This is a genomic window from Vibrio anguillarum (genome assembly GCF_003390515.1).
GTDB classification, from domain to species: domain Bacteria; phylum Pseudomonadota; class Gammaproteobacteria; order Enterobacterales; family Vibrionaceae; genus Vibrio; species Vibrio anguillarum.
Window position 1 is genome coordinate 572,145 of the sequence record NZ_CP031479.1, and the last position, 20,830, is coordinate 592,974.

A 20,830-nucleotide genomic window follows, 5' to 3' on the forward strand; every position below is an offset into this window, starting at 1 on the left:
AGATTCTCAGTATGTATGGAACGACACTCATTCGAATTGAGCGCTTATTATCACCCATTTATTGAATTTATAAATACATCAAGACAATTCCATACAAAACAGTACAATATTTTCAACATCATGCCATGGTGATCAAACGCGTATCACACCCCCTTGAATATCAGCTTAGCTGGCTTATATTGCTCTACAAAAACTTTGTGCAATAACGTAGCCAAATCACAAGAAAACACAGTATTATCACCCCTTATTCCACATACTTCGTGGAGATCATAAACGGAATAATTATGGAAAATATCGTCGAAAAACTACTCTATTCAGCGCGCTGGATTATGGCTCCTATCTATTTGGGGTTAAGTTTAGTGCTGCTGGCATTAGGCATTAAATTTTTCCAAGAAGTGTTTCATCTGCTACCTAACATCTTGAGCACCGATGAAGTCAGCCTGATTTTAGTGACACTTTCTTTGATTGATATTTCATTGGTTGGTGGGTTGATTGTGATGGTAATGTTTTCAGGCTATGAGAATTTTGTCTCTAAAATTGATATCGCCGAAGAGGATGATAAGCTTGGCTGGCTCGGAAAATTAGACACAGGATCGTTGAAAAATAAGGTTTCGGCATCGATTGTCGCCATCTCCTCAATTCATTTGCTGAAAGTCTTCATGAACACTGAAAATATCGACAGTGAAAAAATCAAGTGGTACTTACTGCTGCACATTACCTTTGTCTTATCGGCCTTTGCGATGGGTTATTTAGATAAAATCACCAAAAAATAGCCGCAAGCCCTGTATACACAGGGCTATTCGTTCACACTATCGATCATGTGGGTTACATATCGTTGCTATGCCAATGCACTACCATCATTTTATTAATAAGAAAAACGACTTATCTGGCACAGTGAGCAGCTTTGTTACGATGCTAAATACCATCGATGCCAATGGTAAATAGACTGAGCTTATTTTGAACGATTGACCAACAGTAACAGCAAGAAATAGCTCCCACCGAGAATCGCCACGAGCGTGCCAGCCGCAATTTGCATCGGATAAACGATCACCTGTCCGAGCCAATCTGCCCACAACATTAATGATGCACCGACTAAACTTGCCACCAGCAGTTGGGTTTTACTTTGCTGTGCGCCTAGCATCATCGCCATGTGCGGCGCGATCAAACCCACAAACGACACTGGCCCCATCGTCGCCGTCACCAGCGCACATAACAGCGCCACAATGGTCAATAAAATCAAACTGGTGCTTTGCGCATTAACGCCGCGCGCACTGGCAAAACGACGACCAATGGAGATTAAAGTCAGCCAACGCGACAGTGCGATGGTGGCCGCGGCCAGCAACAGCACCAAAACGGCCAGCAACAGCGCTTGATCAGGCGTAACGCGATAGGTTGAGCCTGCCAACCACTGTAAAATTCGATAACTGTCTTCTGACCCTTTAGCCAAGCAAAATTGCACTAAGGATTCAAGCAGTGCCGTGATGGCTATCCCGGTTAAAATCAAACTCGACGCGGCGTATTGATGGCGCTTACCCAGTACAACTAATGCCGCCAACACCAGCAAACTACCCAACAACGCTGTCACCCAATGGGCGGCTAACAAGCTTTGACCTAAAAAGAGATTGGCAAACACCAACGCAAACGTCGCCCCTGACGAGACCCCTAAAATATCTGGGCTGGCTAACGGGTTGTATATCAAACGTTGCAAAATGCTACCTGCTAGGGCAAGACCAATACCGGCACACAATGCGGTGAGCATGCGCGGCCAGCGTAATGACCACTGATAGCTGCTTGGCAGCGCCAATTGCCAACTGAGTTCGTTCATTTGAAACAACGTATGCAACCCAAGTGCTGCCAGCATCATTAACAACACCCCCAATAGTGCGACACGGCTTAATGATGCGCGCGACTGAGGCAGTGAGATAGTCAAGGTATCTTGCGCCTTGAGCTGACGGCGACTAAACCAGATCAATGCGGGCGCGCCAATCGCCGCGGCTGTGATACCGCTGGCGATGACTTGCGTAGTCCATAGGCTCAAGCACATTGCGAGCATATCGGTTAATAAAAGCAGTAACGCGCCAAGCAGTAAGCTCGAATAGAGCTCTTGTTTGGGCGTTCTTGCCCCCATAGCACGGGCGATGTTTGGTGTGAGTAGCCCGATAAAACTGATGACGCCCACCGCTGTAATCGAGGCTGAAACCAACCAAATCCCGAGCACCATTAAGATTAAAAATGCAGGAATGACAGGCAGACCACGAGCTGCAGCACCTTGATGACCTAAACGCAATAACGTCAGAACCCTTGGCGCAAACAGTAAAATCAATAAGGAGACCGATAACCGCGGCAGCAACCACTGCACCCAATCCCAGCCATTTTGCGCCAGATCGCCCGCGCCCCACATGAAGACGTTTTTGGCGTATTGTTCATTGAGTAGAATCAGTGCCGTCGCAATCGCGCCAAGTAGCAGGTTCACCACCATGCCTGCCACAATTAACGGTAAGCCAGTCATATTACGCACGCCCGCAATCACCACGATCAACGCAAATGCGAGCAAAGCACCACTCATTGCCGCCAACGCGCTGTAACTGGCAACTAGGCTTGGAAAACCAATGTTGAGAATAATCAGCGCCAGCCAAGCTCCAGATGAGGTGCCTAGAGTCAATGGTGAAGTGAGGTTATTCTGCGTCAGTTGTTGCATCACACTGCCGACCAAACCCAACATCGCGCCCACCAGCAACGTCATCACCAAACGGGGCAATTGACCATATAGGAAATTGAACTCAGCAAAAGAGCTCGCTTCACGTTGCGTCCACAACAGTTGCCATTGCGTGACTAGATCAACGCCATTGCCAATTTGCACACTGAGCATTGCCACAAGCAGCAGCGCACTACTCAGTGCGAGAAACTCTTTTCCGTTCATGACTTAGGCGCAACCTCAAGCAAACTGCGTGTCAGCGCTTCTGCAATGTATTGTAGTGACATCGCGCCGCCGTAGTTCCAGACACTCTCAACCGAGTTCACTCGCGCTTGACGCACAAACGGCATCGCTTGCCAAAGCATTGATTTTTCTAGCTGTGCTTGCTGGGCAAATGGCAAGAAATAGAGCACATAACCTTGCTCAACATACTGCAAATCCGTTAACCGATGTTGCACAATCCCCCACTCTTTGGCGGGCTGAGGCAGCGCTTCATGCAAGCCCAATTGCTTCAGCACATAATGAGTGGTGGAGTTTTCACCGTAAAGGAACACCGAGGTTGGATTAGCAAAACGCATCGCCACCACCGCGGGTGTTTGATGAGAAAATGCGATGTCAATTTGTGCTTTTAACTGCGCAAAACGTTCCGTCATTGTGGTCAGTTTTTGCTCGGCGAGCGTTTGCTTGTCAAAGAGCTGCGCTAATTGGTGAAAATGGTCAATCGCGACTGCGCCACTGTCATCACTGGCTTGAAAATTAGAGAAATAGAGCACCGGAGCAATGCGCTCTAACGGTGTGATTAAATCTTGCTGCGGCGCAGCAGCGAGAATGAGATCTGGTTTCAGTGCAGCAATTTTTTCCAAATTGGGTTCAACGCGCGTGCCGATATCTTCTACCCCTTGCGGCACTTGCGGTTTGACAACCCACTCTTGATAACTGGCAAGCTCTGGCGCGCCAACGGGTGTGATACCCAGTTCAATCACTTGCTCAAGTAAATCCCAATTGAGCACCACCACACGTTGTGGCCGCTGCTGTAGAGTTTGCTCTCCGCGGCTGTCGTGTACGGTCAATGGCGCGCTAAAAGCGACACTCGAAAAAACAGAGAGTAAGCCAGCAACCAGCCAGCGCTTTACAAGGTTTAAGCACATACAATCGCGACCTTATGCGTGTGAGAATCTGAATTGGACATTGGGTGATCCAACAGTTGAATCGGCGTTTGATAAAGCGCCGATAAACGTGCTTCATCGGCCAATAAAGAGGCATCGCCTTCAAAAGCAACCTTGCCCTGCTTGAGCGCAACAATATGGGTCGCGTAACGTAGCGCAAGGTTCAGATCATGCAAAATGACGATAATTCCGCAGCCTTGTGTTTGGTTTAATTGCGCAAGCAGAGCCATTAACTGATATTGGTGCTGCACATCTAACGCCGAGGTTGGCTCATCTAAAATCAGCACCGGAGACTGCTGCGCCAACAGCATCGCCACCCAAGCGCGTTGCCTTTCACCGCCAGACAATTCATCTGCCAAGGTATAGGCAAATTCAGTGACGCCGGTTTGGGCGATCGCTTGATCGATGATCACTTCATCCTGATTTTGCCAGCGACCAAAAGGACCACGCCACGGAAAACGCCCAAGGCGCACTAACTCTCGTACCGTTAACCCCGCTGAAGTTGGCAATTTTTGTGGCAAAAACGCCACCGCTTTAGCCAGCGCTCTGGCGCTGAGCTCGGCAATCGGCTGCTGGTTAAGTAACACGTCGCCACGGTCAGGTGCTTGCTGACCAGAAATCAAACTCACCAGCGTGGATTTACCAGAGCCATTATGGCCGAGTACCACAGTTAACTCTGTGGTGGGAATATTCAGTGATTCAATGGATAAAATGCTTCGTCCACCGCGCACCACTTGAACATTTGATAAGGTAAACATCACTCTCCCCCAAAAATCGAACCACCTAAAACACACATCCCCGCCGGCGCGGGAATGTTCAAAAACCGTCAAACTCACCTTCAGCGAAGGTGAGTTCATGCTGGCTTACCAGCGGTAATTCACGCTTGCCACCATACGACGTGATTCGCCGTAATAGCAGGTTCCGAAATCACAACCAGCGAGGGACTCGTCATCCAAAATATTATTGAGGTTAACCTGCACATCCCACTGTGTATTGATGGCGTAGCTTGCCATTGCATCCCACAGCATATAAGCAGGCACCTTTTTATCGAGCGAGGCATCCACAGACGTTCCGGTATAACGCACGCCAGAGCCCAACGTCAGCCCCTCAATCCCAAGGCCTGCAAAATCATAGCTCGCCCAACCTGTCGCTAAGTGGCGCGGAATCATCGACTTGCGCTTCTGGCTCGTTCCTTCACCCGTATGAGCATCGAGATAGGTGTAGCTGGCATTCAGCATCAGATTCTCTGTCACAGCCATGCGAGCTTCCACTTCGAACCCTTGCGTATTGGTTTTTGTGCCCGATTGACTGGTGGTTAACGCGCCATTGCTGCCGACGGTAGAGGCGGTTGCGTTTTTCTGGTCGATATCAAACCACGCCAGATTGACATAGCCATCGAGCCAGCTTGGCATGTATTTCACACCCACCTCGGTTTGGTTGCTCTCAACGGGTTTGTAGAGTTTGTTGGTGGTAAAATCTAAGCTGCTGATCACATAGAAAGATTCCGAGTAGCTCACATAAGGTGACAAACCATTATCGGCTAAATAGATCAAACCGCTGTTTAATGACAGTTGGCCATCATCAAGCTCATCTTTATTCAAACCTTTGCTTTCAACATCAATTTTGTCGTAGCGGCCACCTAAATTCAGCACCCATTTCTGTTGCCACTTCGTTTGATATTGCGCGTACACTCCCAGTTGCTGTTTGACAATCTCATTGTCATACAAGCTGCTTGAGAGATCAGGCACATTGCCGTAGGTCGGATTAAGGCTGTTGATCACGCCCACCTGTGAACCAGTGCCATTACCCAGCCATTTATTTTGGTGATACTGAATGTCAAACCCGGTCAGTAAGCGGTGCTCAAATTGGCTACTTTGCCACTGTGCTTGGGCGTTGTTATCTAAGGTTACGCTGTGTGCATCACCATCATTGATCAAGGTATAACGTGCCAATGTGTATGGGTCGCTGTCTTGCCAAGCATTTTGATAGGCCGAAGAACTTCGTAGGTACAGATCAACATAGGCGTAGTTGAAGTTTTGCTTGAGGCTCCAAGTGTCGTTCAGTTGATGAGAGAGTTGGTAGCCGAACGACAGTTGTGTTTTATCGAAATCATCGTGATCCGGCTCGCCAAAGTTGCGGTTAGGCGCAATCGTCTCGCCATTGGGCAGCGCCACTAATGTGCCATCGCTTGGGAAGAAACCGTTTTGTGGCACGCCGTTATCTTTCAAGAAAGTGGCCATCAGCGTTAGCGTGGTTTGATCTGATAAATCGATAGCGTAGCTTGGCGCAACATAAACGCGCTGGCTCTCAATGCCATCCAATTCACCCTCTTTTTGATTAACCATCGCCACCAAGCGGTAGCGCTGGCTGCCATCTTGGTTGGCCCAATCGGCAATATCGACACCCAACTGCTGGTAATTTTTATTCCCCACCGACAGAGATACGGAATGCTGCGCCCCATCGGTCGGCTTTTTCTGCACCACGTTGGCAATACCGCCCGGCATGGACTCACCATACAGCACCGAAGACGGGCCTTTCACCAATTCAACTCGCTCTAAACCAAAGGGTTCAACCGTCCAAGCAAAGAAACCTTCTTTATAAAGACGGTTACCATCGAGATAGACACTCGGTTCAAAACCACGCACAAACATCCACTCGGCGTCGTTATCCGCGCCATAAGGTGAGGTGTACCCCGGCGTATAGCGCAATGCTTCATCCAGTTTTTGTACGTTATGCTGGTCGAGTTCATCACGTTCAATGACAGTGACCGACTTTGCGGTTTCTTGTGTCGGGGTATCGACTTTCAATGCCGATGCCGTTACCACGATCGTGTCTAAAACTTGTGGTGGTGTTTGCTCAGCTTGTGCCGTAGCCGAAACCATGAACAGACAAGGTAATGCGCTGATTTTTAATATGTTGTGAATTGCTGTCCCCAGCAAGCTTGGGCGAATGAGATCCATTAAAGGATACCTCCTGCTTTAATTAGTTTGAGAAACGTTTTTATTATCATTATTATTGCCCGTCATTTTACTGATAAATTCAATATTTAACAGATAAAAATAAGAATGAATCTCACTCGCACATCACCATAAGTTGATCACCTATGTTTCAATGGTTTGAAAATCTCACGACGGCGTTTCCTAAAGAAGAGCCGCAACAACCGCCTAACTCCTTATTAGCCTTCTGCCGTCATTACACGCGGGGTTTTGAAGTACCGTTATTGGTCATGTCACTGCTCAGTGCTTGTGTGGCGATTGCCGAAGTCACCCTCATTCGCTATATGGGTGAATTGGTTGATATGCTTGGCAGCCAACAACGTGCCACATTCTGGGCTGATCAAAGTGACCGCTTGTGGGTAATGGCCGCGCTGGTGGTGGTCATTATGCCGCTGCTGGCTTTCTTCCACTCCATGATCATGCACCAAACGCTACTGGGTAATTACCCGATGTCGATACGTTGGATGATCCACCGCTACTTACTCAAACAGAGCGTCAGTTTTTTCCAACGCGATTTCGCGGGGCGGATCGCCACCAAAGTGATGCAAAGTTCACTCGCCGTGCGAGAAACAGTGATGAAACTGGTCGATGTACTGGTTTACATCGCGGTCTACTTCGTCTCGATGATTTGGATGATGGGCGAATCTGACCGCATCTTGATGATCCCGATTCTGATTTGGCTCGTGGCCTACATCATCATTCAATTGTATTTCATTCCCAAGATGAAAAAAGTGGCGACCGATCAAGCCGATGCTCGCTCAACTATGACGGGCAGCATAGTCGACAGTTACACCAACATTGCCACCGTGAAACTGTTTTCTCATTCACAGCGAGAAATGCAGTACGCCAAAAGCAGCATGAAACGGTTTTTGAACACTGTATACCAACAGATGCGCATGGTGACGTGCCTGTTATGGAGTGTTGACGCCATCAACTATTTACTGCTGTTTTCTATCGCCGCTTTATCAATCAATTTGTGGCTCGATGCCTCAGTGACTGTCGGTGTCATTGCGATTGCGATTAGCATTGCGCTGCGCGTACAAGGCATGTCGAAATGGATCATGTGGGAAGTGAGCGCACTATTTGAAAATATCGGTACTGTGGTGGATGGAATGAATACCTTGTCGCAACCAGTGACCATAACGGATGTAGCCAATGCGCCGCCGCTGCAAGTAACGCAAGGGCAAATCAGCTTCCATAACGTTCACTTTCACTATGGACAAGAGAACACTGTGTTTGAGGCGCTTAACTTTGAGTTAAAAGCGGGCGAAAAAGTGGGGTTAGTGGGTCGTTCAGGCGCGGGTAAATCCACACTGGTTAACTTGCTGCTGCGATTTTACGATTTGAATGGCGGCAAAATCTGCATTGATGGGCAAGATATTTCGCAGGTCAGCCAAGATTCACTGCGCCAACACATTGGTATGATCACACAAGATACTTCTCTGTTGCACCGCTCAATCCGCGACAACATTCTCTATGGCAACCCAGATGCCGGGGAAGAAGCGCTGATAGAAGCAAGCCGTCAAGCGCATGCTCATGATTTTATCGCGCAGTTGCAGGATGAGAATGGCAACCTTGGCTACGATGTTCAAGTGGGAGAACGCGGTGTCAAACTCTCTGGCGGCCAACGCCAACGCATTGCGATTGCCAGAGTGCTATTAAAAAATGCGCCGATTCTGATCATGGATGAAGCCACCTCGGCCCTAGATTCAGAAGTGGAAGCGGCTATTCAAGAAAATTTTGAAACGCTGATGGAAAACAAAACCGTGATCGCCATTGCGCACCGTTTATCAACCATTGCCGCCATGGATCGCTTAATCGTGCTGGATGAAGGACGAATCATTGAACAAGGCTCACACCAAGAGTTGCTGCAACAACAAGGCGTTTATGCTCAGCTATGGGCACATCAAACGGGTGGGTTTATAGGCGAACTTGCGTAGTGGATGCTCTTTAGGCCAAATAAAAGGCCTTTAGACACATCCAACAGAGAAAGAAGATGTGCTAAAGGCCGCGCTATTTCACCCCATACCCTCACTTCCGAGTTTAGGTATTTTGCATACTATTTTGCATACATAGGGGGGTGGTGAATTAGCTTAAATCGACATCTTTGCAGCCAAAAAAGTAGGTCGCGAGAAAGCCAACAGTGTAGGAGATTAAAAGACCGCCAACAAACACCATCATCCCAGCAAAAATTCCTTGCTCGGAAGTCATCAATGGAATGGCGACAATGCCTGACGGGCCAAACACCGTATTTAATCCTACTGGCAAACCAAGGTAAGAAACTAAGCCGACAAAGAAACCGCCCGCCGCCCCACCAATGCAAGCGGTGACAAACGGTTTAACCCGCGGCAAGGTCACGCCATAAATCAGTGGTTCGCCAATTCCCAAAATACCGGGAATGATCGCCCCTTTCACTTGCGTGCGCAGCAACGCATCCTTATTCGCTTTAAAATAGAGTGCCAGTGACGCTCCCACTTGGCCGCCGCCCGCCATCGCCAAAATAGGAAACAGAGAGTTAAACCCTTGTACATCCATCAGCGCAAAATAGACTGGCACAAATCCTTGGTGAATACCAAACACCACCGAAATTAAGAACAAACCCGACAGTAACGCCGCGCCCAACGGGTTATCATTGAGGTTCAAAAACAACCATGACATGCCTTTAAACAGCTCACCGCCAATCGGCATGATCACCAAGAAAGTCACCGCGCCCATGATGAGTAACGTCACCACAGAGGTTAAGATCATATCCAAATCATCAGGCATGTATTGGCGCACTTTACGTTCTACTTGCGCGCCCAAAATAGAGGCCAATAGTACCCCGATGATGTTGCCGCGTGGGTCAATGGCGAAGCCAAAGAATTCACTCATACCTGAGTAGATACCCGTTGTCGCCTCTGGGTTATACCCCAGCACAAACAGCGAAGCTAAAATGGCACCATTAACACCCGAGCCACCGAAAGCTTGCTGCGCGTTATAACCAATTAAAATACTCAAGAAAGCAAATAGCCCTTTACCAAACACTTTCATATAAGTAATGAGATCGAGCATAAACTGGCTAGGCGATTGATCGATAACGAACATTTGCTCCAGCAAAGTGGCAAAACCAAGCAACAAACCCGCAGCAATGAAACCCGGGATCAGCGGCGTAAAAATGGTCGCAAATTTGCTTAAAAAACGTTGTACGCCGCTGGTCTGCTTGCTCTTCATCTGCTTTTTCTGCTCAGCAGCAATCGCGGATAGATCGGCAGTTATGGCCATATCCGTCTCAGCACCGTCACCGTTGGCGATCATCTCATTCATCATATCGGCCGCCGTTTGCGCTTTGCCTGGGCCTAAAATGATCTGCAGTTGTTGGTCACTCTCCACCACGCCCATTACGCCGGGAAGGGTTTTCAGCAGAGCCTGATCGGCCAATGCCGTATTATTTAATGTTAAACGTAAGCGCGTCATGCAGTTGCCACACTTACCGATATTGCCACTACCACCGACTGCACTAAGCAGCTTGGCGATCATATTTGAGGTTATTTTTGCCATTGGGACATCCTTGGATAGATCCAGTCGGGTTATTGATCATTCAGTGCCGCGCGAATAAAACCATTATGCTTGGCCAGTTTTTGCGTCGCTTGCTCGGCGCTTAGCCCCGCAAGAATCATTACAATGGCGGTTTTACAGTGACGATGGCAGGCGCTCAGTGCTTGTTCTGCTTCCTCTTTACTGCAACCTGTCGCTTCGACCACAATGTTATTTTGGCGCTGAATCAACTTAGCGTTGGTCGCCTCGACATCGACCATAAGGTTGCCAAACACTTTACCGCAACGAATCATCGCGCCGCTGGTTAACATGTTAAGCACCAGTTTTTGCGCCGTGCCCGCTTTCATACGTGAAGAGCCCGTGACCACTTCCGCGCCCACCACAGGCACAATGGCAATGTCAGCCGCGTGCTGCATCGCGCAATCTGGGTTGCACACTACTGCCACAACCGTTGCACCCAGTGATTTAGCGTAAGCCATACCGCCTAGCGCATAGGGTGTGCGACCACTGGCGGCGATACCCACCACCACATCGTTGCGGGTCAAATTAATATTTTTCAGATCGCTTTGCCCAAGCTCAACATTGTCTTCGGCATTTTCAACCGCTTTAAGAATCGCTGGGTGTCCGCCCGCAATAAGCCCAACCACTTGTTTAGGATCAGAGCCGTAGGTGGGTGGACACTCGCTAGCATCTAAAATCCCCAAGCGACCGGAAGTTCCCGCTCCCATGTAGATCAAACGTCCACCCGCTTGAAATGCCAAGGTAATGGCATCCACCGCTTGCGCTATCTGCGGTAAGGTTTTTTCAACCGCTAACGCGACCAATTGATCTTCACGGTTAATGACTTGCAACATCTCTAAGGTGGAAAGGGTGTCAATGTCAGCACTGGCAGGGTTGCGGCTTTCGGTAACCAACTGGGTTAAGTCTAGGTTCATCGTCTATTTCTCGGTTTGAATTCGGAACTGAGGGCGATTCTATGGAATAAAATATTCCATTTTAGTGACAAAAATCACAACAAAGGTTATTCTTTGACCAGTCATTACATGGAATAATGGCCTACAATGCACCGATATCTTTTAAGTCTCTGAACAAAAGGCTAGTTAATACAAACCACTACACTAATGTTCGTTATTTTAAATTTGGAATAATTTATTCTAAATAATACAAGGATCGCGCATGTCTGTGATGCATAAAATCGTCAGCCGCCGCACTCAACTCTCTCGTAGTGAATTACAAATCGCCGATTGGATCATCGCTCATCCAGAAAAAGCCGCGCTCGCCACCAGCCAAGCATTGGCCGAACACGCAAAAGTCAGCCAATCAAGCATTGTCAAATTTACCCAGAAAATTGGCTTTAGGGGCTACAGTGAGTTTAAGTTAGCGCTGGCCGAAGAGCTTGGCCGTAAATTGGCGTTTCAGACCACGCCACTGCACAGCAATATTCTGGCTAACGACCCACTGGCGGTGATCGCACAAAAATTGGTGCAAGCGAAAACAGAGGCGATGTTTCACACCACCAACGCACTTTCATTTCCCCATTTCAACCAAGCAGTACAGTGGATAAACCTCGCCAACCGCGTGCAAATTATCGGCATCGGCGGCTCGGCGCTCACCGCAAAAGATTTGGCTTTTAAGCTCCTGAAATTAGGCATCACAGCGCTCACAGAACAAGATAGCCACGTACAAATCGCCACTGCACGCACGCTAGGTGCGCAAGATGTCCAAATTGTGATTTCATTTTCAGGAGAGAGAAAAGAGATTTTGATTGCCGCCGAAGCGGCCAAGCAGCAAGGAGCAAGCGTTATCGCGCTCACCTCTCCGAAGAAAAATCGATTACGTGAATTAGCCGATCTCTCTTTTGATACGATTGCCGATGAAAATGAACATCGCAGCTCATCCATCGCCTCTCGCACCGCGCAGAACGTTCTAACCGACCTGTTGTTTATTACTCTTGTACAGCAAAGAGACGAGTCGGCGCGTCAATTGATCCAAGACATTTCATCTGATATTCGTCAAATCTTTTAACGGAACTAATCGCTCTCTTCAATGCAGTGCATGCGATGAAAAACGCGATGAATGATCGGTGCAAATAGGGTAGCCAATGAAACGAAAAAGACAGTTTCGATAAATAAGCTGTAAAAGGCTAAAAAGAGATGCAAGCTCGGCGCAAGATGCAGATTGATTATCGGGTAGGGAAGCTCGAGACCACTGACCATCGAAAGCGCATTCAACCACGCTTGCGCCGCCGGGAGATCAGCTAGGTAGACAAAACCCACCACTCCGGGAATGAGGCCAGCCAACAGCAGTAACGCAGCGATCGCTGCATAGCGTAAGCAGCGCCATGTAAAACGCTCAACGGAGATAACTTCTTGATGAATCGATTCAAATTTCACGCCAGCCTCCTTGATGTTTGCCTCATCATAAGCAATGGCGGCTTAATAATGAAGGACCAAAAGGCGGATATGCAGAGTTGATCTACACGCTTAGAAACCTCGCGCTAATAATTGTGCGAGAAACGCCAACTCTTCTTGGCTCTCTTTGATGGCAAGTGCTTCAAGCCAAACCGACTCGCTGTAATGCTCGGCTTTGAGAAAAAGTAAGCAACCTTCAAAATCAATCAACCATGAGTGAATGTCCGCATCCCACTGTTTTTCTATCACTGTAGCCGAAAGCTGCTTGACCAAACGCTCGCCTAGTGCAGGAAAAGTATCGACATCAAAACGCGGTGTACTCAGGACGAGTCGCCCTTCATCTTGTAAATTGTGAGCTAAACCGAACTCAGCCATGGTGGGTTAAGTGCTCCTGAATCAGGTCTAAAAATGGGTCGGCGTATTTTTCAAGCTTGCGTTGCCCAACGCCGTTAACGGCCAACATTTCTCCGTACGAAGTGGGCAATATTTCCGCCATATCAATTAAGGTCGCATCACTAAAGACCACGTAAGGCGGTAGGCCATCTTCATCAGCAATCGATTTACGCAATTTACGCAATTTGGCAAACAGTGGTTTGTCGTAGTTTTTGTTGGATAACTTATCTGATTTCGCCGCACGAGCGGCTGTGTCTAAGCGTGGAATAGCTAACTCTAATGGCATTTCTCCACGCAGCAGCGGTCGCGCCTCTTCCGTCAACTGCAAGGTCGAATTGCGAGTAATGTTTTGCTGCAACAACCCTTTATGGATCAACTGACGGAAAATACTCACCCAATAATCATGGCTATGATCGCGACCAATGCCGTAAGTAGTGAGCTTGTCGTGGCCATTTTCACGAATACGGATATTTTGCATACCGCGCATCACTTCCACCACATAACCAATACCGAAACTTTGGTTGACGCGATAAACGCACGATAATGCTTTTTGCGCCTCTTGCGTGGCATCGAAATGCTTGGGGGGATCAAGGCAGATATCGCAGTTGCCGCAAGGTTTATCTCGATATTCACCAAAATAATTGAGCAACACTTGGCGGCGACAAGTTTGTGCTTCAGCAAAAGCGCTCATCGCGCCCAACTTATGGCTTTCCACCTGCTTTTGTGGCCCTTCCGGCTTCTCATCTAACATTCGACGCAGCCAACTGATGTCGGCCGGATCATAGAGCATCATCGCTTCGGCTGGCAAACCGTCTCGCCCGGCGCGCCCGGTCTCTTGATAGTAAGATTCGATGTTGCGCGGAATATCAAAATGCACCACAAAACGCACGTTGGGTTTATTAATCCCCATTCCAAATGCGACGGTAGCGACCACTATCTGAATGTCATCACGCTGAAATGCTTCTTGCACATAAGCGCGCTCATCGGCGTCCATACCCGCATGGTAACTGGCTGCTCGTAAATGGTTGTTGCACAGTTTCTCTGTCAGCATTTCTACTTTTTTGCGACTGCCACAGTAAATGATACCGCAATGTCCTCTTTGCGTATCAAGATAGCGGATCACCTGTGAAACCGGTTTGTGCTTTTCGACCAAGGTATAGCGGATATTAGGGCGATCAAAGCTGCCCAGATAGACATGCGGTTCTTGCAACTGCAAACGGTGCAAAATATCCACGCGCGTGGCGTCATCGGCCGTTGCCGTCAGTGCCATAAAAGGCACGTGTGAAAAATGCTGTTTAAGTTGGCCTAACGCCGCATACTCAGGGCGAAAATCGTGCCCCCATTGAGAAATACAGTGTGCTTCATCCACAGCAATCATCGCCAATGGCAACTGCTGCAAGCGTTCGATGAAATCGGGCATCAAAACGCGCTCAGGCGACGCGTAAATCAGCTTCAGTTGCCCCGCGTTCATTCGGTTATACACCGACATCAGCATCTCACGTGACATACTTGAATTAATACACTCAGCCGCGACACCGTTGGCTTTGAGCTGATCCACTTGGTCTTTCATCAACGAAATGAGCGGCGAGATGACTAAAGTGATGCCCTCTTTGACTAACGCAGGGATCTGATAACAGAGCGATTTCCCCCCACCCGTTGGCATGATAACTAAGCTATCTTGCCCCGCTAACGAAGCGTCAATCACCTCTTGCTGGCCGACACGAAACGACTGATAACCGAACACAGTCTGTAAAATACTGTGCGGTGTCTCAGGTTGAGGATCGGTTTGTTGAGCCATTAACGTTGCGGTCATGAAATTTCCAAGGGTGAACAAAAGGGGTAGAGCAACCGCTATACCGCAAAGCGTCTTATTGTAGTGGGGTTCGATGGTGAATAAAACCGCAAAATGTAGCGGTAAAGCGAATCACCTGATTCTCGGCCATTATTCGCCACTCAAACTCCCGAGTAGGCGGTCGATTAACAAAGCTGCAACTTACTTGAGGAACAGTATATACTGTCGAATCGTTTCGCTGGCTCAGCACTTCACTCCTTTGAGAATTCATCATGACCGCAGAAGAACAACAACGCTCCAGACAAGGCGTTTTACTCGCTATTGGTGCTTACACTATGTGGGGCATCGCACCGATCTATTTTAAAGCAATCAACAATGTTCCTGCACTTGAGATCCTCACTCACCGTGTAGTGTGGTCGTTTTTCTTGTTAGCAGCACTACTTCATTTTGGCCGCAACTGGCGTAGTGTACGCAGTGTGATTACTCATAAATCAAAGATGATCTATCTAATGACCACCGCTTGTCTGGTTGCGGTGAACTGGTTAATTTTCATCTGGGCGATCAATGCTAATCATATGTTAGATGCCAGTTTAGGCTATTACATTAACCCACTGCTCAATGTGGTGCTCGGCATGCTTTTTCTTGGTGAGCGATTACGCAAACTGCAGTGGGTCGCGGTAGCGCTAGCCACCATTGGTGTGGCCATTCAGTTAATTGTGTTTGGTTCGATTCCTGTGGTCGCCATCGCTTTGGCTACCACTTTTGGCTTGTATGGCTTACTGCGTAAAAAAGTGGCGGTTGATGCCCAAACAGGTTTGTTTATCGAAACCTTGGTAATGTTGCCCGCGGCGTTGATTTATCTGTTGTTTATCGCCAGCTCGCCAACTTCAGATATGGCGCTCAATCCGCTTAACCTCAACCTACTGCTGATCGCAGCTGGCGTCATCACGACCTTGCCTTTGCTTTGTTTCACAGGAGCAGCAACGCGTTTAAAACTTTCAACGCTGGGTTTCTTCCAATACATCGGCCCAAGCTTGATGTTTTTGCTCGCTGTCTTGGTTTACGGTGAAGCCTTCTCTAGTGATAAAGCCATTACTTTTGCCTTTATTTGGGCTGCATTGTTGCTGTTCAGTTTTGATGGTTTAAAAACAGGCCGAACCGCGCGACGCGCTCAACGGGCATCCGTTTAATTAGGATTGTTTATTCCCCTCGTTCGTCAAAGCGATCGAGGGCACTGTGATCATTTTTTACAAGACAGTGGCGACATGGCTGGCTAAGCTTGCATTATTCAACCCTAAATTTTGGTCTCTATGGATAAAGTGAGCTACAGCCAAACGGCCTATCCTGCGATCGGTCTGATTGATGCAGACTATCGTCAGTTTGCGTTTGATCGCCACTACCATCTTGATATTCATATTGGCCTTATCACTCAAGGAACGCAGCGCTTCTACCACCAAGGCGCTTGGCATCAGGTACAACGGGGCGGCGTAGTTCTTATGTCGCCAGATGAACTGCACGATGGGCAAGCGCACAATGGCTCTGGCTACCAAGTGCAAGTGTTTGCTATTGAACCTACTTGGCTACAGCAAACCTTAGAAGCCAAGCAGATTGAACAAGTGCTGGGTTTTGAGCAGTTAATAGTCGATGACGCGCCACTTTTTTGCTCACTGCTGCAACTTCATCACACCATGAAGCAGGATAAGCTCAGTCAACTCGCTAAAGATTGCTTACCCTACCAAGGGTTCACACCTTTACTTGAACGCTATAGCCACTTGAAACTGCCGGAGGTTAAACCGCTTGGCCAGCGCAACCTCGCCACGCTGAAAGAGTGGGTACTCAGTCAACTCGACCAACCAATCCGCCTTGAACAACTCGCTCAGCTTTGCCAGCTTTCACCCACTCAGTTTCAGCGCCATTTCAAGGCGCAAACGGGCATCACACCTTATGCGTGGTTATTGCGTTTACGTTTAGAGCAAGCGATGAAATTGTTGAAAACCGGCACCTCTAGCACTGAAGTCGCCTATCAAGTCGGTTTTTATGATCAAGCCCATTTCAGTAAGGCGTTCAAAGCAACCTTTGGCCTGCCACCCTCCGCCATCAATCGCACACTTTACTAACCAAACTGTCAGAAATTTACAAGGCAAGCACGTTTTCTCCACGCATACTCACCGTAAAACATGAGGAGAATACATGAACGAACTTTCCATATTGGCCACATTGGCTGGCGTACATTTTATGGCATTATTAAGCCCCGGCCCAGATGTGGCACTGGTGGTACAAAATTCCACCCGTTACGGTCGCAGAACCGGAGTTTTTATTGCGCTAGGGTTATCATGTGGCATTGTCATTCACTCATTGCTTAGCCTCACAGGGATAAGCTATTTGGTGCATCAACAACCCGCACTGTTTGCGATGGTGCAACTGGCCGGCGGGGGGTATTTATTCTATTTAGGCTTGGGCGCACTCAAATCCATCTACACCACCTGGCGATCGCCACAAGCTGTCGGAGTCAACAATGAGCGCTACAAGCTGATCGAAAATCAACGCCAAGCCTTTTCCCGCGGTTTTATCACCAATATTTTTAATCCAAAAGCTTTGGTCTTTTTTATCAGCTTAATGTCGAGTTTAGTGCCTGTGGGGATGTCCTTTTCAGGTAAAGGTATCGCCTTGCTGATTCTTTGGGGGCTCTCTTTTATGTGGTTCTCAAGCTTGGCGTGGATGCTCTCCACCGCCCGCCTACAAAAACGTTTGCAATCACTCACTGTGTATATTGATGCGGTATGTGGCATCATTTTTACGCTCATCGGTGGACTTATTTTATTGCAAGCGCTGCTTAGCCTTAGCCATTGATGCAGCGATTCGCGCCCATTTTTGTGCGAGATCTCTTACAAACGAGTGAGCAAATATCGCTTTTTGAGTAGGAAAATCAACACTAAAAAACTTAACTAATTGATTTTAAATAAAATAACAACCAACTAGAGAAACCCTTTGCGAAAAAAGCGTTTCTCTAGCATTGCCGATAAATTAGAGATGGGTAATATGAACCTTGTCGGAAGGATTCTGACACGGAACAGGAAAGCACCACGGATTGGTCATCTTCAGGATGAAGAGACGACTGCTCAGGATGAATGGTCGGCACGGAAAGCAAATTGGACATTGAATGGACGCAATAGTAGCTAGGATGGTTACTACTAAGGAAAGACAATGGACACCTCTGGACGAGGCAAGGACTGAACATCAGGATGATGTAAAGGACACCGCTCAAGGAACAAGTGAAGCGCGCTAACGTGGATGGTTAGCAGACTAGGAAGTCACCAAGGACACCGCTAGGAAGGCGAAGAACGGATTAAGCTGACGGAATTCAGCCACTATCATGGATTTGATGCATGGAGCACTTTCGTAGCTGGATTGCTGCAAGTAAGACTATAACCCCGCAGGGCGCAAGCCCTCGGGGTTTTTCTTTTGGATCGGATAAGCATATGAGTTATCCAGCTTTCATATCTTGAACGGCTAGGTTAGGTATTTGGTTTAAACAACGCCATAAACACCCCTCCCGGCCTCCCCCTCAAAGAGGGAGGAGAACAATCCAACCATCTCAGCAAAGAAAAGTACCTTTTCTTTGTACAAGGAAGATCATAGTTTCTCTAGCTTGGCATAAGCAGTCACTAGCCATTTAATGCCTTCACCGTTAAAAGCGACTTGCACTCGACTTTGCGGACCACTACCTTCGAAATTAATGATGGTGCCTTCACCAAAAATAGGGTGTTTCACGCGTGCGCCCAAGCTAAAGCCCGTCTCGTTAAAGTTCTCTTTGACCGCTGTTTGACTAAAACGCCCGGCACTGCTTGGTCGGCTCACTTGCGCTTTCATACGCACTTCATCAAGGCAGTTTTCTGGCAGCTCACGGATAAAGCGTGACGGCTTATGGTATTTATCCTGACCGTATAAACGGCGAATTTCAGCGTAAGTAATGTAGAGCTTTTGCATGGCGCGCGTCATTCCGACGTAACACAAACGGCGCTCCTCTTCCAATCGCCCCGCTTCTTCGGCCGACATTTGGCTAGGGAACATGCCCTCTTCAACGCCAACCATAAACACCAACGGGAACTCTAACCCTTTCGCGCTGTGCAGTGTCATTAACTGTACGGCATCATCAAATTCGTCAGCCTGCCCTTCGCCCGCTTCCAGCGCTGCGTGGGTTAAAAAGGCCGTCAACATGCTCATCTCATCCGCTTCTTCTGGCTTTTCAAATTGGCGTGTTGCGGTGACTAGTTCTTCCAAGTTTTCAATTCTGGCTTTGGACTTTTCACCCTTTTCAAGCTGATACATCTCAAACAAGCCAGAGGTTTTGATTACATGGTCGGTTTGACTGTGTAACGGCATCTCAGCGCTATCATCTTCAAGGGCATTGACCAGTTCAATAAACCGGCTTAATGCGCTTGCCGCACGTCCTGTGAGCACTTTTTCTTCCAACAGCACAAGGCTCGCTTGCCACAAGGTACAGCCGCGATCTCGCGCCGCAAAACGAATGGTTTCCAGCGTTTTATCACCTAAGCCACGCGGTGGCGTATTTACGACTCGCTCAAAGGCCGAATCATCATTGCGGTTAGACATCAAACGCAAGTAACTTAACGCATCTTTGATCTCTTGGCGCTCGAAGAAGCGCATGCCGCCGTAGATGCGATAGGGCAAGCCTGCTTGAATCAAGGCTTCTTCCAAAACACGAGATTGGGCGTTGTTGCGATAAAGCATCGCACAATCCTCTAATGCGCCACCTTTATCTCGCCACTCTTTGATTTTATTGACGGTAAAACGCGCCTCATCAAGATCGTTGTAGGCCGAATAGATAGAAATTGGCTCGCCTTCGCTGCCATCTGTCCAGAGCTCTTTACCCATTCGCTCGGTGTTGTTCGCGATCAGTGCGTTCGAGGCTTGCAAAATGGTTTTGGTTGAACGGTAGTTTTGCTCTAAACGAATGGTATTAACGCTCGGAAATTCCTGCGTGAATTTTTCGAGGTTTTCAATTTTGGCACCACGCCAGCCATAAATGGACTGATCATCATCACCGACGATCATCACGTGGCAATCGCGCCCAGCCATCATGCGCAGCCACGCGTATTGGATGTTATTGGTGTCTTGAAATTCGTCGACCAAGATGTGTTTAAAGCGCGCTTGATAATGTTCACGAATGTGCTGCTTATCACGCAACATCTCGTGGCAACGCAGCAAAATTTCGGCAAAATCAACCAAACCAGCGCGATCGCACGCCTCTTGGTACGCGGAATAAAGCTGCAAATAGGTTTGAGTCACGGGATCGCGGTACGCATCGATGTGCTTCGGACGAAGACCTTCATCTTTTTTACCGTTAATCCACCAGCACACCTGGCGCGTAGGCCACTGCTTCTCATCTAGGTTTTGTGCTTTGATTAAGCGACGCAGCAAACGCAGTTGATCTTCAGAATCGAGGATCTGAAAATCCTCAGGCAGGCGAGCGTCAAGATAGTGAGCGCGTAAAATACGGTGGCAAATACCGTGGAAGGTACCATTCCACATGCCCGATGCACTGCCCATCATCAACTCTTCAATTCGGCCACGCATTTCCGCCGCCGCTTTGTTGGTAAAAGTCACCGACATGACTGAAAAAGGCGAGGCGTTTTCAACCGAGATAAGCCAAGCAATGCGATGCACCAATACTCGGGTTTTACCACTCCCCGCTCCGGCAAGCACCAGCAAGTTTTCTAAAGGCGCGGCAACCGCTTCGCGCTGTTTATCGTTGAGACCATCGAGTAAGAGAGAAGGATCCATCATGGCTAAGCTACTGGTTATTTATACATAATTGCCCA

16 protein-coding genes are annotated in these 20,830 nt (G+C 48.2%); 6 read left to right on the forward strand and 10 right to left on the reverse strand.

Annotated elements, in window-relative coordinates:
- Positions 1–284 precede the first annotated feature (284 nt).
- Positions 285–773: a TIGR00645 family protein gene (locus tag DD616_RS06740; protein WP_017045929.1), complete on the forward strand. Its 489-nt coding sequence runs from the start codon at positions 285–287 to the stop codon at positions 771–773.
- A 179-nt stretch (positions 774–952) separates the two neighbouring features.
- Here the strand turns inward: DD616_RS06740 and fhuB are convergent, their stop codons facing one another.
- The 4 genes from fhuB to DD616_RS06760 form a co-directional block, all read right to left on the reverse strand.
- Entirely contained in the window at positions 953–2,920 is a 1,968-nt protein-coding gene (gene fhuB / locus DD616_RS06745) for a Fe(3+)-hydroxamate ABC transporter permease FhuB (protein ID WP_208872106.1), read from the reverse strand.
- Positions 2,917–3,843, reverse strand: a complete 927-nt coding sequence (locus DD616_RS06750) for an iron-siderophore ABC transporter substrate-binding protein (RefSeq protein WP_208872107.1) — start codon at positions 3,841–3,843, stop codon at positions 2,917–2,919. The genes fhuB and DD616_RS06750 overlap by 4 nt, the downstream gene beginning before the upstream one ends.
- Complete coding sequence (locus DD616_RS06755) at positions 3,834–4,619, reverse strand: ABC transporter ATP-binding protein (protein ID WP_026028190.1); 786 nt, start codon at positions 4,617–4,619, stop codon at positions 3,834–3,836. The genes DD616_RS06750 and DD616_RS06755 overlap by 10 nt, the downstream gene beginning before the upstream one ends.
- 105 nt (positions 4,620–4,724) lie before the next feature.
- Complete coding sequence (locus DD616_RS06760) at positions 4,725–6,821, reverse strand: TonB-dependent siderophore receptor (protein ID WP_208872108.1); 2,097 nt, start codon at positions 6,819–6,821, stop codon at positions 4,725–4,727.
- Between the two features lie 143 nt (positions 6,822–6,964).
- Here DD616_RS06760 and DD616_RS06765 point away from each other — a divergent pair, with 143 nt between their 5' ends.
- On the forward strand, positions 6,965–8,797 hold the full coding sequence (locus tag DD616_RS06765) for an ABC transporter ATP-binding protein (protein ID WP_017045934.1): 1,833 nt from the start codon (positions 6,965–6,967) through the stop codon (positions 8,795–8,797).
- 148 nt (positions 8,798–8,945) lie between these two features.
- Here DD616_RS06765 and murP read toward each other — a convergent pair whose 3' ends face one another.
- Positions 8,946–10,394, reverse strand: a complete 1,449-nt coding sequence (murP, locus tag DD616_RS06770) for a PTS N-acetylmuramic acid transporter subunit IIBC (RefSeq protein ID WP_208872109.1) — start codon at positions 10,392–10,394, stop codon at positions 8,946–8,948.
- A 29-nt stretch (positions 10,395–10,423) separates the two neighbouring features.
- Positions 10,424–11,326 carry an N-acetylmuramic acid 6-phosphate etherase gene (murQ, locus tag DD616_RS06775; RefSeq protein ID WP_017043039.1) on the reverse strand — a complete coding sequence of 301 codons (903 nt, stop codon included), beginning with the start codon at positions 11,324–11,326 and terminating at the stop codon, positions 10,424–10,426.
- Positions 11,327–11,567: 241 nt separating this feature from the next.
- On the opposite strand from murQ, the gene DD616_RS06780 reads away from it, so the two are divergent.
- Positions 11,568–12,416 carry a MurR/RpiR family transcriptional regulator gene (locus tag DD616_RS06780; protein ID WP_170901208.1) on the forward strand — a complete coding sequence of 283 codons (849 nt, stop codon included), beginning with the start codon at positions 11,568–11,570 and terminating at the stop codon, positions 12,414–12,416.
- Between the two features lie 5 nt (positions 12,417–12,421).
- Here the strand turns inward: DD616_RS06780 and DD616_RS06785 are convergent, their stop codons facing one another.
- The 3 genes from DD616_RS06785 to recQ all read right to left on the reverse strand — a co-directional run bounded on the left by DD616_RS06785 (position 12,422) and on the right by recQ (position 15,008).
- Positions 12,422–12,784, reverse strand: a complete 363-nt coding sequence (locus DD616_RS06785; RefSeq protein ID WP_181185529.1) for a hypothetical protein — start codon at positions 12,782–12,784, stop codon at positions 12,422–12,424.
- 90 nt (positions 12,785–12,874) lie between these two features.
- Entirely contained in the window at positions 12,875–13,177 is a 303-nt protein-coding gene (locus DD616_RS06790) for a DUF3630 family protein (protein ID WP_013855693.1), read from the reverse strand.
- A complete protein-coding gene (gene recQ / locus DD616_RS06795; protein WP_064626057.1) occupies positions 13,170–15,008 on the reverse strand; it encodes an ATP-dependent DNA helicase RecQ in 1,839 nt (612 codons plus the stop codon). Before recQ ends, DD616_RS06790 begins: the two co-directional genes overlap by 8 nt.
- Before the next feature lie 251 nt (positions 15,009–15,259).
- Between recQ and rarD the strand changes: the two genes are divergently transcribed.
- The 3 genes from rarD (at position 15,260) to DD616_RS06810 (ending at position 17,837) form a co-directional block, all read left to right on the forward strand.
- Positions 15,260–16,177 carry an EamA family transporter RarD gene (gene rarD, locus DD616_RS06800; RefSeq protein ID WP_013855691.1) on the forward strand — a complete coding sequence of 306 codons (918 nt, stop codon included), beginning with the start codon at positions 15,260–15,262 and terminating at the stop codon, positions 16,175–16,177.
- A 120-nt stretch (positions 16,178–16,297) separates the two neighbouring features.
- A complete protein-coding gene (locus tag DD616_RS06805; protein ID WP_026028188.1) occupies positions 16,298–17,104 on the forward strand; it encodes an AraC family transcriptional regulator in 807 nt (268 codons plus the stop codon).
- A 73-nt stretch (positions 17,105–17,177) separates the two neighbouring features.
- On the forward strand, positions 17,178–17,837 hold the full coding sequence (locus DD616_RS06810; RefSeq protein WP_105976520.1) for a LysE family translocator: 660 nt from the start codon (positions 17,178–17,180) through the stop codon (positions 17,835–17,837).
- 783 nt (positions 17,838–18,620) lie between these two features.
- Here DD616_RS06810 and uvrD read toward each other — a convergent pair.
- Positions 18,621–20,795 carry a DNA helicase II gene (gene uvrD / locus DD616_RS06815; RefSeq protein WP_013855687.1) on the reverse strand — a complete coding sequence of 725 codons (2,175 nt, stop codon included), beginning with the start codon at positions 20,793–20,795 and terminating at the stop codon, positions 18,621–18,623.
- Positions 20,796–20,830: the final 35 nt, after the last annotated feature.